At 53.2% G+C, this 15990-nt stretch carries 8 protein-coding genes; 5 read left to right on the top strand and 3 right to left on the bottom strand.

The features are described 5' to 3' along the window. Positions 1-118 precede the first annotated feature (118 nt). Entirely contained in the window at positions 119-4000 is a 3882-nt protein-coding gene (locus QEH57_RS24090; RefSeq protein WP_309009365.1) for a response regulator, read from the bottom strand. A gap of 365 nt (positions 4001-4365) precedes the next feature. On the opposite strand from QEH57_RS24090, the gene QEH57_RS24085 reads away from it, so the two are divergent. From QEH57_RS24085 to QEH57_RS24065, 5 genes are all read left to right on the top strand, one after another. Further along, positions 4366-7407 carry a sugar-binding domain-containing protein gene (locus QEH57_RS24085; RefSeq protein WP_309009364.1) on the top strand — a complete coding sequence of 1014 codons (3042 nt, stop codon included), beginning with the start codon at positions 4366-4368 and terminating at the stop codon, positions 7405-7407. Positions 7408-7482: 75 nt separating this feature from the next. After that, complete coding sequence (locus QEH57_RS24080) at positions 7483-9078, top strand: sialate O-acetylesterase (RefSeq protein ID WP_309009363.1); 1596 nt, start codon at positions 7483-7485, stop codon at positions 9076-9078. Further along, positions 9075-9986, top strand: a complete 912-nt coding sequence (locus QEH57_RS24075) for an alpha/beta hydrolase (protein WP_309009362.1) — start codon at positions 9075-9077, stop codon at positions 9984-9986. The genes QEH57_RS24080 and QEH57_RS24075 overlap by 4 nt, the downstream gene beginning before the upstream one ends. Before the next feature lie 192 nt (positions 9987-10178). Then, a complete protein-coding gene (locus tag QEH57_RS24070; RefSeq protein ID WP_309009361.1) occupies positions 10179-11576 on the top strand; it encodes an arylsulfatase in 1398 nt (465 codons plus the stop codon). A 44-nt stretch (positions 11577-11620) separates the two neighbouring features. Continuing rightward, the gene (locus QEH57_RS24065) at positions 11621-13162 is read left to right on the top strand and encodes a sulfatase-like hydrolase/transferase (RefSeq protein WP_309009360.1); all 1542 of its coding nucleotides are present in this window, start codon (positions 11621-11623) and stop codon (positions 13160-13162) included. A 593-nt stretch (positions 13163-13755) separates the two neighbouring features. On the opposite strand, the gene QEH57_RS24060 is transcribed toward QEH57_RS24065, so the two are convergent. Together QEH57_RS24060 and QEH57_RS24055 are read right to left on the bottom strand one after the other, a co-directional pair. Then, on the bottom strand, positions 13756-15492 hold the full coding sequence (locus QEH57_RS24060; RefSeq protein ID WP_309009359.1) for a sodium/solute symporter: 1737 nt from the start codon (positions 15490-15492) through the stop codon (positions 13756-13758). Between the two features lie 218 nt (positions 15493-15710). Continuing rightward, positions 15711-15990: hypothetical protein (locus QEH57_RS24055; protein ID WP_309009358.1), on the bottom strand; the 280-nt coding region annotated here is incomplete at its 5' end.

Below are 15990 nucleotides of genomic sequence, written 5' to 3'. Positions count from 1 at the left end.
GGGGGGGGGCATTTATGGGGCACTTGCCAATTACTATCTCATAGAGATTGAGATTACAGTTAGCACAAACAATCCAAACACTTGATTCTCGGGTGCACAGTTCGTTTCAACACCGACTTCAACCACCTACTTCTTCCCGCTCCTGCTTCCTTCTTCCTCTATCGAGATAGTCTGAAGGCGACATGCCGAATTCGCTTTTGAATACTCGACTGAAGTAACTGAGGTCCAGAATCCCCACATGCTCCAGAGTTTCCGAAACCGTCAATTTGCCACCGCTCAAAAGCTGGGCAGCTCGCTTCAATCGCATACAGCGTATAAAAGGATTGGGGCCCTTCCCGGTCAATGCCTTCAACTTCCGATATAATGTTGTACGGCTCATCCCCATTTCCCGAGCGAAGCGCTCTACATCAAAACCTTCGTCCGCCATGCTCCTCTCCACTACTTCGATCGCTTTTCGCAAAATCGCCTCTTCCGTCGAAGACACCGTCAATTCAGTTGGCTCAACCACCAACTGCTTAGCGAAGCGATCCTTCAATTGCTGCCGCGTCGTCAGGAGCTGATCGATCCGTGCTCGCAATCGGTCCATGTTTAGCGGCTTCGCGAAATAGGCGTCCGCTCCCGCCTTGATTCCATCTACGCTGTGCTCTTCAGCGCTCTTCGCCGTAAGCAAAACAATGGGAATATGCGAAGTTTCCGTATTGGAACGAATCTGAGCGCAGAGCTCGAATCCGTCCATTTCCGGCATCATAACGTCGCTTACAATGAGATCTGGATTCTCTCGTATCGCCACTTCTAACCCTTCACGCCCGTTAGCCGCCTCCAGAATATCAAATCGACTGCTCAACTCTCCTCTCATGAACGAGCGAAGGTCCTCGCTGTCCTCCACCAAAAGCACCTGCATCCGACGCTCTTCGCCCTGGACGACTGCTCCGCTTAACTCCACCTCTGAAACCGAATAACTCTCCTTCGATTTCGCCAACGGCAATTTTGCCGTGACCCGCGTACCAACATCTTTTTCAAATGGAGGGCTTTCGATGAGAAGTTCACCTCCCCAAAGACTCACGAGCTGACCAACAAGGGCAAGTCCGATCCCGAACCCTTTCTCGCCTTCAAGCGATCCGTTGACTCGATAAAAAGGCTTGGTCACCAAATCGATCTCATGAGCTGGAATGCCCTTTCCAGAATCCTCCACCCAAAGAGTGCCTTGCAACTCGCCTCCTTCTTCTTCCGCAGAGAAGCCAACCTCAATCCTACCGCCTTCCTGCGTATACTTGATCGCATTGCTCAGAAGATTGTCCACAATCTTCTGCAGTTTGTCTGCATCGTATTCGCATTCTAGATACTCTGGTCGAGTCACCACCAAAACGTTCTGATTTTTCCGCTTCCATAGCGGGGCCTCCGCCTCCACAGCATCCTTGACGAACCCCACTATTTCTCCGCGGGACAACCGAATCCGAGCGCCTCCAATCTCAAGCTTGCGAAACTGCAGAAGTTGATCGACCAGCCCCTGCATCTTACGGGCATTCCTCAAGGCGATGCGCAGCAACCCCCGATCGTCTCCATTCCTTTCTCTCGCAAGCAAGCTTTCCAATGGTCCCACAATCACCGCCAAAGGGTTACGAAGCTCGTGCGAGATGTTTGTGAAAAACTCGAGCTTGAATTTTTCCATAGCCAAAGCCGCCTGCAATCGAGACTTGAACAGCGCTCTCGTCAGATAGGCAATCAACCCTAGCGTCGCTATCATTGTCAGGATAAACCAACCACGTTTCCAAAGCGGGAGAATAACCCTAAATTCAGCGCGAGCCGCGGAAGCATCTAAATTCCAATCAATATCCCGCGCTCGAACTTCAAATGAATGAGCCCCTCCCTTCAATCCGCTGATGACCACCTTTTTCTCGGGTGAAAACACCGACCAATCACCTCCGTTCAATTTCCACGAATACTGCAACGCATCGCTTCCGGTCTTCGACCATGCATCCTTCCCCTCCCAAGTGAATCCAATCTGCCCCCCTTCCGGCACCTCCCGATCGAAGGAAACGATACTCGTTTCTGGAGCGAGGCGATCCGCGGTGTATCGAACTGTTCGATACCTGTCTGCATATCTGGAATCCAAATGCCCCTCCACCAGCCAAGAGCGATAGGAATAATTCAGCCAAAGCGCCCCATCGCCACTCCCCCGCAACGTGTTATTCTCCCGAAAGAAAGCTAAGTCTTTCGGCAGGTACCAATTCGTCCAGCTACTACCATCAAAACGGCTCAGCCCCTTGTCCGTACCCACCCAAATCCCCGGCAAGGAACGATCAGTCAGCAAACAGACGACGCGATCGCTGCCAATCCCATTAGATTCGCCAAACTCCTCCCAGATGTCTCCATTATACCGATACACGCCACTACCCCATAAGGCAGCCCATAGATTATTCTCGCTATCGATCGCCAGATCATCGATCCAACTGTCCTCAAATCGTTCGATTCTTTCAGGATACAACGAACCGTTGCCAAGACGATGGGCCAAAGAAGCGGCTCCAAACCAAAACCCATCGTTCTTACGTTCTACAATGTTCGCAATTCGACCGGGGAAAATCGGTGGCGATACTTGCGTCCCGACCATCCGCCCGTCTTCCCTCCTGAAAACGACGGCTCCGCCCTTCCTGCCTCCTATAGCTCCCGGAACGCTGCCCGACCCGAAAAGCACCGAACCATCCTCCGCCTCGGTCACGCCAAGATGACTGATGATCGATCCCACATCCGGAAATGTTTCGCGACTCCAAACGCCGTTTTCGAAATAAGACACTGCAGCATCGCGCTTATGGTGGCCCGACACCCAAACCACGCCATCGCTAGAAGCGAATATCCGGTTCGGCGACTCGGGCATGCCATCCTCAACGTCGAGCGCCTCCCAACGATCCTCTTCCCTTTGCCACCGAACGACACGACGATCGTGATGAATAAACCAATACGTTCCGCTCTCTCCCTCGCACTGAAAGTTCAGATCTCTCAAGGTCATCCAATGCTCATCAGACAAATCTACGATAAAGGTCTTCGAAGCGACTCCACCAATAAGCAGACGGTCCCCAGACAATCTTGTAGCGAACGGATACGAGGTCGGCAGCGGCAAATCTTCGACTCCAAGCACTTTCAGCTTACCATTCCGATATTCGCCCAATCGACGAGAGCCGATAAACCACATCGTTCCCCGAGGGACCTCCGCTATCGATCGCGATAGATAATTCATCCCACCGTCCGCCAAATGCGCTTCTTCCGATTGCAGCTCATAATCCTCGAAGACGTATAGCCCCCCCCCGACTCCAGGGAGAATAAACCACATTCGACCATCGGAATCAAAATACAGATTGCCAAACTGCTCGTTCTCGATGCCCAATCCATACTCCCTAAACAGCTCCAGTGCCCCATCCCGCACATCGAAAACCACGACCTTGCCTGAAGACGAGTGCGATACCCAAAGCCGCCCCTCGCTATCGACTGCCGTAGCTCCAACCGATCCTAGATCCAGCCCTATCCTATCGGCAACGCCTTCGCGAATCCTCAAGAGGCCATCGTTGATAGCGACCCAAACATCCCCATTTTGCGACTCGCTGATGTAGTTCAGCGTATACCAAGGCGATTCCTCGCTGGAAAGCAGCTGCCACTCTCCTCCGCTCCGAACCCAAAGACTCCTATCCGTAAAAAGGAAGACCTGTCCATTCTTACATACATGGAGGTCCTTTACCTTGGCATCCGAGGGGATGCCATCGAGCTGAAAACGTTCCGTACTCCGACCGTCGTAACGCAGAACAGTATTCCGCCGAGCAAACCAAATCGCTCCATCCGGAGCCTCCGCAGCGATGCGAGCGCCAAACCCCTCCAGAGCCTCGAGTTCCTGCCATCTCCAGAGCTCCTCGACCGATTTCTCCACAATCGGTTCGTAAGGTTCAGCCGCTTCCGCCAACGATAAAATCGGAAAAGCGAAGAGGAAAAGTCGCAGGATATTTTGAGGTTTCATTCGAATTACTAAGGATACGCCCAGACAATGCGCATTTCGCGCTTCAGCTCGCAAAGCCAATCAGCAACACCCTAAACGGCTCCGATCATAACGCAAAACGCCCTCTTGGTGGTATCTCAAATGATGCAATCGCTTGCACTAGGGTTGCGCAACTCACTACCAGCAACCTCAGCGGTGTAGGACGCCGCCCGATAGAAGAATTGAGGCATGCTTTCAATTGCCTCGAATCCATGCGCCTGAAATCCCACGCTCGCCCCAATTGCAAGCCACCCCATTGCCAAATTCTCCTCTATGAATCGTTCGTACAACATTTTGCTCCATGCCGCCTACCCCACTCCGGCCTTCCAGTAGTAAAGTGAAGTCCAATGGACCTATTTCGAAGGACGACGACCCTCATCACTCTATTCTCCGCGATCACGTGCGTTGCGAACCTTACGTCACGTGAAACCATCTCCCTCAACGATGGCTGGCGCTTCCACCTCGGCGACGCACCCGATGCCCAAGATCCGGCCTACGACGACTCCCGATGGCAAGCGCAAGACATTCCGCACGACTGGGCCTTCCGCGCTCCCTATGACCGAGACGCAGCCCAGAGCGACAAAGGCGGCTACAAGCCCGGTGGCATCGGCTGGTATCGCCGCACCCTAGATATCCCAACCGATTGGAAAGACAAAATTGTCCGCATAAATTTCGACGGCATTTACATGGACAGCCGCATCTGGGTAAACGGCAAGGAAGTCGGCGGGCGCCCATACGGCTACATTTCCTTCGGCATCGATCTGACCGACCATCTCCAAGCTGGCGAAAACCAGATCGCCATCCGAGTCGACAATTCCCTCGAACCCTCCGCCCGCTGGTATCACCCCTGCGGCATATACGCCCCTGCTTCCCTTGTCGTCACAAATCCCCTGCATGTCGCCCCGAACGGCGTTTTCGTTCAAACTCCTGAAATCTCCGATCGCGAAGCAACCGTGTCGATCGCGACCAATCTAGCGGCCACCCCACCCAAAGGAGCCACACTCACCACTCGGGTCCTCGATCCTAGCGGAAAAGAGGTCGCCTCCTCAACCCGCAAACTCCAAGGCCAGAAGGAAGTCACCCAAAGCCTTAGCGTCCTCAATCCCAAACGTTGGGACACCCTTTCGCCGCAGCTCTACACCGCAGTCAGCGAAATCGCTCTCGCGGGAAAAATCGTCGATTCAGTAGAAACTCGATTCGGCATCCGCACGATTCGCTGGGAAACGGAAACGGGCTTCTGGTTAAATGGCCGCAACGTAAAGCTCAAGGGGGTCTCCGACCACTTGGAAGCAGGTCCCCTTGGCGGCGAAGCTCATGCCCAAATCCTCCGCTGGAAGGTCCAACTCCTCAAGAATATGGGAGTCAACGCCATCCGTGTTGCCCACAACCCGCAAGTCCCCGAATTCTACCGAATCTGCGATGAGCTGGGCATGTTGGTCATGGATGAGATCTTCGATGGTTGGCTTCGCAAAGCTCCCCAAGACTACGGCGCTCGCTTCTTTGAAGAACACTGGAAGACCGACTTAACAGATTGGGTGAAACGCGATCGCAACCACCCATGCGTCATCATCTACAGCGTCGGCAACGAGACCCGCGGCCCCGTCGCGCCCGAACTCGTCGCCGCCATCAAGGAACTGGATACCACTCGCCCAGTCACCTCCGGACACTCCGGTTCAGAGCACATGGACGTATATGGCGTCAACGGGTCCTCTGAAAAGCGCCAGTTCTTCGAAGAGGAGCGGCCCGACAAGCCCTTCGTCTCCACCGAAGCCCCGCACACATGGCAGGTACGCGGCTACTACCGCACCAAAACCTGGTGGCGCGATGGATACCCGAACAAAAACCTAGATCCCTTTCCGCTCGAAGACCTGACCGAAGAGGAAATCTTCACCTACGACTGGGCTCCCGCTTCAGAAAAAACCTCCGGCAAACAAGTTTTCAACTCCTCATACGACAACGCCACAGTCCGCATTACAGCTCGCAAGAACTGGGAGCTTATGCGCGACCTTCCTTGGTTCTCAGGACACTTCCGCTGGACCGGCTTCGACTACGTGGGCGAAGCGGGATACGTGCACGGCGGCTGGCCATTCCGCGCCTTCATGGGAGGCCCCCTAGACCTAGCCGGCTTCGAGAAAGATCTCTTCTACTTCTACCAAAGCCAATGGACCGAAGAGCCCATGGTCCACATCCTTCCCCATTGGACTCACCCGAAGATGGAAACCGGCACACTCATTCCAGTCTGGGCCTACTCCAATGCGGACGTAGTCGAGCTCTTCCTCAACGGACGTTCCCTCGGCATTGATCGCCCCGGCCTGAAAGCCGAAGAAATGCAATGTGAATGGTATGTGCCCTGGGAACCTGGCACCCTCGAAGCCGTGGCCTACAAAAACGGCAAGGAAGTCGCTCGCGCCCGCCAAGCCACCGCTCAAGCACCCTCTCAAATTCAAATCGAGTCTAACAAAAGCGACCTCGAAACAAGCATAGACGACTTAGCCATCGTCACCGTTTCACAGCTCGACGACCAAGGAGTTTTCTATCCGTATGGCGAAAACCGACTCTCATTCCACCTCGAAGGCCCCGCCCGAATCCTCTCCCTGGAAAATGGCAATCCTATCGATACCGAACCTAACTTCGGGCAAACCACCCGCCGAGCATTCTTCGGCCTAGCCCGCGCCTTCATCCAAGCCACAGGCCAAGAGGGCGAAATCTCGCTCACTGTCGGCGCCATCAACGGTGAGCGACGCCAACTCACATCGAATCTCGTATCCATCGATATTCGACAAATTAATCTACGCGGAACATCCCGTCAGTTAGACCTCACTGTTCGCTACACAACAGACGGATCGATGCCCACGGCTCAAAGCCAACGCTACGAAGCCCCCTTTAAAGTAGAACTCGGCACTTCCGTCAAAGCCGCCGTGTATAACGGCGACCGCCAACTATTCACCATTGAAGAAAGTTTCGCGAGCGACGTCGGCCTACATTGGCTCACCCCCGGCGAGTCCACCGTCGTGCCAGGAATCGGACTCCAAGCTGAGGACGCCACCGTACTAGACGGAACGACAACCAGCGCCAACATCGCCGGTCACTACGGCACTGGTTATGCAATCCTCCCCCAAAAGGGAAAACTGCAATTCTATCAGGAGAACGACGGCAGCTTCGGCCCTCACGCGCACCGCATTCGTTACCAATCCGACAAGGATACCGTGGTCCATCTCATATCAAACGGCCGAAATCCCGTCAGGATCGCCCTCCCGGCCAGCCCATCGACATGGTCGAAAGTAATGGTTCGCAGTAACATAGTTCAAGGGGGCAACAACATCATCCTAGAAAACACTCAAGACGCCACCGTCCTCATCGACGAAATCGAAATCTCCAGCAACTACTAAGTGAACCTATTCCAGACGCGAATATCCACCAAAGCCTCTCAAGCTTCTGTATTCACTATTTCAATTCAATTCCGCATGAAACACAAAATCACGCACTTGCCCCTCCTCGCGGTCATAGGCTGCCTCTCAACCGGAGCCTACGCCGCAATTACCCCAGCCAATCTCTTTTCAGACGAGGCCGTCTTTCAGCAAGGCGTCCACCTCCCCGTCTGGGGAACCGCTACTGCCGACGAGAAGCAAATTATCGTCAACTATCGGGGCCAAACACAGATCAGCGACATAATCGATGGAAAATGGAGAGTCGATCTAGAGCCACTTCCCGCCAGTGCCAAAGCGGCCACCATGACTATCCAAGGAAGAGAAAGCCGAATCGCGATAGACAATACTCTTGTCGGCGAGGTTTGGCTGGCCAGCGGACAATCGAACATGGAATTCGGAATGAACATGTTCGCAAAATCAAACCCTGAAATTAGAAAGGATATCGATCAAGCGGACGACCCACTATTCCGCATCATCAAAGTTCGGAAGGAGGCGTTCCATGGGGAAATTGGGCGAAACAAATCCGATTGGATAACATGCTCGCCAGCGACGGCCAGAGGATTTTCCGCAACCGCTTACTACTTCGCTCGTGAATTACGCAAGCAAAAGGGAGTACCCGTCGGTATCATTCTCTGCGCATGGAGTGGTAGCGCAATTGAAACATGGATACCTCAAAACAAGCTTTCTGATGACCCCGATCTCCAGCCGATCATTGAACAGTACAAAACCGAAGTATCCAAATACACGCCACAAGCATATGAGAACCTCGTTATGGAGGCCATAAGGGAGCAGAACGCTTACGATAATAGGCGAGACTCAGGGATAGAAAGATCACAACTCGGTCCCCGACCAAAGATTCCAATGGGACCGAAATGCCCGACCCGCCCAGGAAGCCACTATGACGTGATGCTCAGACCACTAATCCCATACGCGATCAAGGGCGTAATATGGTATCAAGGCGAAACAAATGGAAATCAAATGGATTTCAGGAGAGGAGGTCCCTATCTTTACCGGAAGCTGCTTGCCACTATGATCAAGACTTGGCGCGGCGACTGGCACGACGATACGCTTCCCTTCATCTTTGTCCAGCTACCCTCATGGAAAGGAAAAACACTCGAAGGAAACGAAGCGTATCAAGGATGGGCAGAGTTGCGTGATTCCCAGCTCCAAGTCTTCAGTGAAACAGGACACACAGGCATGGCAGTAACGATGGACCTCGGTGACTTCGACGATATTCACCCGTGGAACAAAGAAGCCGTCGGCATGAGATTGGCCCTGTGCGCGCAGCAAATCGCCTATGGCGACGCCTATAGATTCAGCGCTGGTCCCGTAGCAAAATCGTATCATATCGATAACGACAGCATACGAATTACATTTGATTACGCAGACACTGGGCTGGTCCTAAATCCCGAAAACCATGGGTTTCTCATTTGCGGACCAGATCGAGTATTTGTTCCAGCCAAAGCCATATGCGTAGAAAATACAGTAAAGGTCTGGAGCGACGATGTGCCAGATCCAATCGCCGTACGCTATGGCTGGAGTAATGCTTTCGAACCGGCCTTGTTGGACAAGAACGGATTACCCGCGAGCCCGTTTCGAACCGATAACTTCAAACTAATATCGCAGCAATGAAACTAGCATTCATAATTTTTATATTCTACTCGCTGCTCCCATTTACCTGTAGGGCCCAGGTTCCGTCCGATCTGCCAAACGTAGCATACGGGAGCGATATCAAACAGCAGATGGATGTCTGGTTGGCCCAAAGCGACGAACCAACCCCCGTCGTCGTCTACATTCACGGCGGCGGTTGGGTTGGGGGAACGAAGAAACTAAAACCCAAGGACCGATGGAGCAATCTGCAGACCCTCATTCTAGAAAAGGGAATTTCGTTCATTTCAATAGACTACCGACTCAACAAGGACGGAAACAAATTGCCTACTCCCATAAACGACGCCGCTAGAGCGATCCAGTTCATCCGCCATAACGCAACAAGTTGGAATATCGATAAAAAACGTATCGCCGTAATGGGTGGAAGCGCCGGTGGTTGCATTTCTTTATGGTTGTTGCTCCATGACGACCTTGCAGAGCCCGAGTCTGAGGATCTCGTATCCAGAGAATCCACACGGGTCCTTGGAGCTATTTCACAGAACGGTCAGACCAACATAGACCCCAAGTGGATCGAAAAAACGATTGGTATAGAAGGAGCGAAGCACCAGATGATCTGGAGAGCGGTCGGGGCCGACTCCTTGGCTGAAGCCCTAGAAGGATACGATCAGTGGCAATCTTTATACCATAAGTACTCACCAATAAACCATCTCGACCAAAACGATCCACCCTACTTGGGAATCTACAGAAAAGACCAACCCATTCCGGCTGAAACCGTTGGCGAGGGTATTCATCACGGCCTGTTCGGCGCGAAGCTCAAAGAGAAATCCGACGCAATTGGACATATTGGATATCTTACTCATTCAAGCGACAATCCTTACGAAAACGAAATCGATTTTCTTGTTACAATATTGGGTAACGAACGGGATCAATGAACAATTTGAATACCTCAGTTGATAGTTCAATCGTTGCTCCAAACCATGATATGAGTTATCGCTTATGCGCTAATTTCCAACCTCATCGACGAAATAGAAATCTCCAGTAACTATTGAGTTACTCTATTCTAGACGCGAATATCCGCCAAAGCCTTTCACGTTTTTGTATCCATTATTTCAACTCACCTCCGCATGAAATACAAAACAGCTCACCTCCCCTTCCTGGCACTCCTCGCGCTAAGCGTTTACGCTCACGCCACGTCCAAGCCCAACATCATCTTCATCATGGCGGACGACCTCGGCTACGGCGATGTTGGCTTTAACGAACAAGAGCGCATAAAGACACCAAACCTCGATCAATTGGCGCGAGAAGGAATGGTATTCACAGACCACTATTCAGGTTCTACCGTATGCATGCCATCACGTGGCTGTTTGCTCACAGGCAAACACCTTGGTCACGCCACAATTCGCGGCAATCCCCGCTGGACTGCCTCCGGAACTGCCGTCGACCTCCGCCCTGAAGACGTTACAATCGCCGAGGAACTAAAGCGCGCCGGTTACCACACCGGTGTAGTGGGAAAGTGGGGACTCGCCGAGGCATCCGACGACAGCCTCCCCACTCGACAAGGCTTCGACTACTTCTACGGCTACAGGAATCACAAGGACGCTCATCATTATTATTGGCCAGATCTTTGGGAAAACGAATCTATCGCCCATCTCCCCGAGAACGACGTCGAAAACACCAAAGGCAAATACGTACATGACCTCCTCACCGACGCCGCCCTTCGTTTCATCGACCAAAACTCGGACCAGCCTTTCTTTCTCTACCTCGCGTATACGATTCCTCACTACGAGCTCACCGTGCCCGAAGACTCGAAGCGCCAATACCAAGACCTCAATTGGCCGGAGCGAAAGATGAAAAAGGCTCACTACCGCCACGACCGCGAAGGTAATGTAACCTACGCTGGGATGGTCTCGCGGATGGACCGCGACATTGGGCGCCTCATTGAGCGCCTCCAAGAGCAAGGGCTCGACGAAAAGACTCTCGTCATCTTCACCAGCGACAACGGTCCCGAATACGAAAGGAATGACCGCTTCTTCAACAGCAGTGGTCCCCTGCGCGGCGGCAAACGAGATCTCTACGAAGGCGGTATCCGCGTCCCCTTCGTCGCCCGCTGGCCATCCAAGATTGACCCAGGTACTAAATCCGATCACGTCTCCGCCTTTTGGGACTTCCTTCCCACTGCCTGCGAGATTGCGAATATCCAACCAACGGATACGGTCGATGGACTCTCCTATCTGCCCACCCTCCTCAGCCAAACAAAAAGGCAGAAACAGCACGATTACCTCTATTGGGAATTCAATGAAAAACAAGGCCCCATTCAAGCGCTTCGTAAGGACAAATGGAAAGCCGTTCGGAAAGGAGAGCAAGACCTGGAGCTTTATGACCTATCCAAGGATCTATCCGAAGAAAACGACATTTCCCATCAACACCCAGAGATTGCTCGAAAACTCAACCAAGCCATCGACGCGGCTCGCACCCCACATCCAGAATTCCCCCTTCTCCCGATCGACCGCAACAAACGCTAGATCCGCTCCCAATCATTCAATAATCCCTCTAAACATTATATAACATGTTCCGCACAGTTTTATACGCTCTCATCCTATGTACGGGGATTAGCCAACTTCACGCCGCTGAAAAGCCCAATATTATTCTCATACTTATTGACGATATTGGCTATGCAGACATGAGCTTCCACCCAGACGCTCCCAACGACGTCCACACACCAGCAATCGACAGAATCGCTGACCAGAGCGTCTACTTCTCACAAGGGTACAGTACAGCTCCCATCTGCAGCCCTGCTCGAGTGGGTCTTGCGACGGGACGCTACCAGCAACGCTGGGGCAACTACTGGTACTCCGAAGGGGGGCTACCACGAGGCATCTCCACCATCGCCTCCTCTCTCCGCGAACTAGGCTACGCCACGAAGAAGATCGGGAAAAATCACAACAACGGCGGTCCTGCCGATCACCCGCTCGATCATGGCTTCGACGAATTCCTCGGATTCAACCACCACACACACGACTACCTGCGCCTCAGCGAGAAGGACTTGAAAGCCTACCAAAAGTTGAGCAAAAGCCTAGGCATCCTCGAAGTCGGTCCCCTGGAACGAAATCGCGGCGAGGTAGCGTCCTACGAGAACGGATACGCTACTGACATTTTCACTGACGAAGCGATCGAGTTCTTCGAACGCAAACGCCCCGCCGAACAGCCCTTCTTCGTCCACCTCTCCTACAACGCCATGCACATGCCCACCTACGTGGGACATCCTGACTACCTCGAACGCTTTGGTGTCACGCAAGCGAAATGGGACCGCAATGCCGACAGTTGGGCGTTCCCCTTCTGGGATCCCCGCAAGGAAACCTGGGCAAAGTGGCACCAGAAATGGGGTCACCTCGGAAAGGTCGATCCCCAAGGACGTCAACGCTACCTTCTGCAGCTCGCAGTACTCGACGATAACATCGCCCGACTGCTCGACGCCCTCGAATCGAACAGCCAACTAGACAATACCGTTCTCGTCTTCCTCTCCGACAACGGCGGCACCATCAATACGTATTCAAATAATGGACGTCTCGCTGGATCGAAATACATGTTTGGCGAAGGCGGCGTGCGCGTCCCCATCCTCCTCTCCTACCCGGCACGCCTCGCCTCGGGAACAGTCGAGAACAGCCTCGTCTCATCCATGGACCTCTACCCCACCTTACTCGAACTCGCAGGCGGAAAAGCTCCTGCGGACATCGATGGACGGTCTCTGATTCCCCTCCTTGAGGGCAGGGCAACTTTCGCCGATCGCGCTCTGCATTGGGCTAAGGACGCCGAAACATGGGCCATGCGCTCGGGCTCATGGAAACTCTCCAACAACATACAATGGGACCATACGTCCTACCGACTCGACGAACATGGGGTCGCTCACAAAGCGCCCGACATCCACTTTCCCGGCGGTCCCTTGCGCCTAGTCAATCTCGACGACGACATCGGCGAGACGACAGACCTCAGCGCCAGCCATCCGGAAATCGTTCAGCGACTCTTGAAGCTCCATCAAACATGGCAAAGCCAGATGGGCCCCAAGCTCAAAGGGAAGCAACTCTGGCAAACCTACCCACCTCTTCCCTAAGAGGGCGCCTAAATAAATCGCATCCGATCTGGTGCAGAGTCTCTCGAAATCAAAAGTCGGCTACCGATTTGATCCCTCAGCCGCGGGACGAAGGGTATTTGAAATGAGGAAACGGATTTTTGGCTCGAAAGTGGCGAACCAGAGAAGAAAAGGTCTAATTAGACGACCTTTAGATCATCGTCCAAAAGGTGGTGCGGGTAATAGCGATACCCCAATCGTTGGCGATCGAAACCATAGATAAAATCGAACCCCTGCTTTAACGGATCACCTTCGCTGCAAGAAAACCCAATCCCGTTTTCCGAACGCACCTGTAGTACACCCCGATTCCTGTGGGCTTCCGTCAAGGCGACAACGCTCCCTCGCAGCGGCTCAAATCCCCACAACCAAAATCATCTGCAAAAAATATATACGATGTTTGGCAGTTTCGAGTGGGGCTCAGCAGAAACCGCTAGGCTCGAAGCAAGCGTCGCCACCGCGACCAACAGGTACAGTTTAACTGTATTCATATCTTAGATTCATAGATCCAACCGTCAAAATCGGCGGCCTAGCACTTCGCTACTACCATCATCCTACCATTTGCTCCGCGCCCAGGATCACCAGAATACCAGGTAAAGAGCTACAGTCAAAACGCATACCGCAATGCCACCGAGCTTGGCTCCCCGGGAGGATTCCAATGCGATCGCGTCACTAACGGGCATTCTGACCGGTTCCTTCATTGGGTTAAGCAAGGTGATCACCACGCCAATCGCCAATACGAGAATCAAGCAAAGGCCCATCCGGTCGAGGAATGCGACTTCGCTCGAATACCACCACCCCCTGGAGACAAGCCACGGGCCAATCACCCACTTGAAAGCTCCGTAGAAGAACGCGTTCACCAAGATTCCCACGACCCCGAAATAGCGAGGCGTTCTTGGAGAAAAGAAACCAAATATGAATACCGCCAGAATGCCCGGCGAGATAAAGCCCTGAAACTCTTGAATGAAGGCGAAAATGCTATCCATCTTGTCCAGCATAGGAGCGACAATCGCAGCGAAGAGAACGAATAGAACCACGAATGCGCGGCCAACCATAACCAGCTTCTTCGGGTTCTTTTCACCCGAAAAATTCGAATACAAATCCATCGTCGCAATCGTCGAGGCCGAATTCAGCATCGAGGCTAGCGAACTGATAACAGCCCCGCAAAGCGCGGCCAGAACGAACCAGCTGATCAGCGGAAACGGCTTTATCAGGTTGCGAACCAAAACAGGAAATGCCCTATCATAGTCGTACTCGCCAGTGGACGCATTCAACAGATCCCCGCTAAAAAGGTTATAGGCCAGAATCCCTGGGATCACCACGAGAAAGGGAATGATCAGTTTCAAGAAAGCCGCGAACACGATGCCCTTTTGCCCTTCCGCCAGAGACTTGGAACCAAGCGTCCGCTGGACGATGTATTGATTCAGCCCCCAATAAAAGAAATTCGGTATCCAAAGCCCTAGGATGAGAGCGGTCCAAGGAAGGTCCGAGTCCTCAGCCGGCCTCACCATGTGCACCTTGCCTCCAGAGCCGTTTGGCCCATTTCGCGCCACGGCCTCTCCATCCTTGCCATCATTGAGCAACATAAACCGCTCCCACGAACTAGCAGATTCGAGATCATGCACCGTTGCTTCCGAATTCGCGACCTTCGTCTTGATCAAGTCCTCCGCAGAGGCATCCCCCAACTCGGAAAATGCAAAACACATCACCAAAACACCGCCCAAAATAAGAGCCGTACCCCAAATGAGATCCGTCCAAGCGCAGGCCTTCAGACCCCCGATAAACACGTAAAGGGCCGCAACCCCGGCGATCAACCAGCACATGGCCGACAGATTATTCAAAACCGGAACGTCATTGTAATACTCCGACACGAACTTCGCCCCAGAGAAGATGACCGATGAAGTCGTCACAAATACGAGCGTGACAATCGCCGGAATCGCCATGGCCAAACGTGCGACCCCGCCAAAACGATAATCCAAGAATTCAGGAATCGTATACAGGCCAGCCTTCAAAAACTTAGGCAGAAACCAGAACGCCACGCCCACCAGAGTAACCGCCGCCATCCATTCGTACGACGCGATCGCCATCCCCAACCAATTAGCCGCCGACCCCGACATGCCAACAAACTGCTCCGTCGAAATGTTAGCAGCAATCAAAGAGAATCCAACCAACCACCAAGTCAGGCCGCGCCCTGCCAGAAAATAGTCAGACGCTCCCCCCTCGCCTTCCTGCTCTCGACCTCGGCTTTTCCAAATGCCGAGACCAACCACTCCAACTACCGCGAACACAAACAGTGCAACTTCCAAATAATCCATGAATCTATCGTCTCCTAAACCACGAAGCTTACCACACTGCGGCCCTCCAATCGTTAGGACATATTGGGCCTTTACTCAGGATATCCGTTCCACAACTGCCCCGTATCTCCAATTCACGAGCAAACCACCTTCGAAATGCCCACATCCCCAAAAAAACGGATCAACCTCTCTCCCTTCTCAAAGGGCACCTCCCAATCGACTGAATTTGAGTCGCCACTCTAGCCTTCACCGCTTCGTGGATCGTGGGCGACTCTTCGCTGGACGGGTGACCCGTCGGCAGCTACTCCGCTTCCGTCTCCGCGGCTAATACGCCCTCTGCTGACTCCTCCGACGCCGATCGCCTCGCCATTGCTGGCGCGGCCGCCTGTCGTTTCGCGAGCAGATTGAAGCTCGGACAGGCCGACGAGGGAGGCCTCCCTGGATAAGTCGATACCCTTTCCCGACGCAACTGCGCCATTTACGCTTCCAGACTGACCTGATGGGCTTCGCGATCCTTGG

It is taken from the genome of Pelagicoccus sp. SDUM812005 (assembly GCF_031127875.1).
GTDB lineage: Bacteria > Verrucomicrobiota > Verrucomicrobiia > Opitutales > Opitutaceae > Pelagicoccus.
The sequence above is the reverse complement of the archived record's forward strand: the minus strand, read 5'-3'. Positions and strand labels throughout refer to the sequence as shown.

What these genes read in the sequence shown, in the direction of transcription:
- QEH57_RS24090 (WP_309009365.1), bottom strand. Translation starts at nt 4,000, where the DNA reads ATGAAACCTCAAAATATCCTGCGACTTTTCCTCTTCGCTTTTCCGATT.
- QEH57_RS24085 (WP_309009364.1), top strand. Translation starts at nt 4,366, where the DNA reads ATGGACCTATTTCGAAGGACGACGACCCTCATCACTCTATTCTCCGCG.
- QEH57_RS24080 (WP_309009363.1), top strand. Translation starts at nt 7,483, where the DNA reads ATGAAACACAAAATCACGCACTTGCCCCTCCTCGCGGTCATAGGCTGC.
- QEH57_RS24075 (WP_309009362.1), top strand. Translation starts at nt 9,075, where the DNA reads ATGAAACTAGCATTCATAATTTTTATATTCTACTCGCTGCTCCCATTT.
- QEH57_RS24070 (WP_309009361.1), top strand. Translation starts at nt 10,179, where the DNA reads ATGAAATACAAAACAGCTCACCTCCCCTTCCTGGCACTCCTCGCGCTA.
- QEH57_RS24065 (WP_309009360.1), top strand. Translation starts at nt 11,621, where the DNA reads ATGTTCCGCACAGTTTTATACGCTCTCATCCTATGTACGGGGATTAGC.
- QEH57_RS24060 (WP_309009359.1), bottom strand. Translation starts at nt 15,492, where the DNA reads ATGGATTATTTGGAAGTTGCACTGTTTGTGTTCGCGGTAGTTGGAGTG.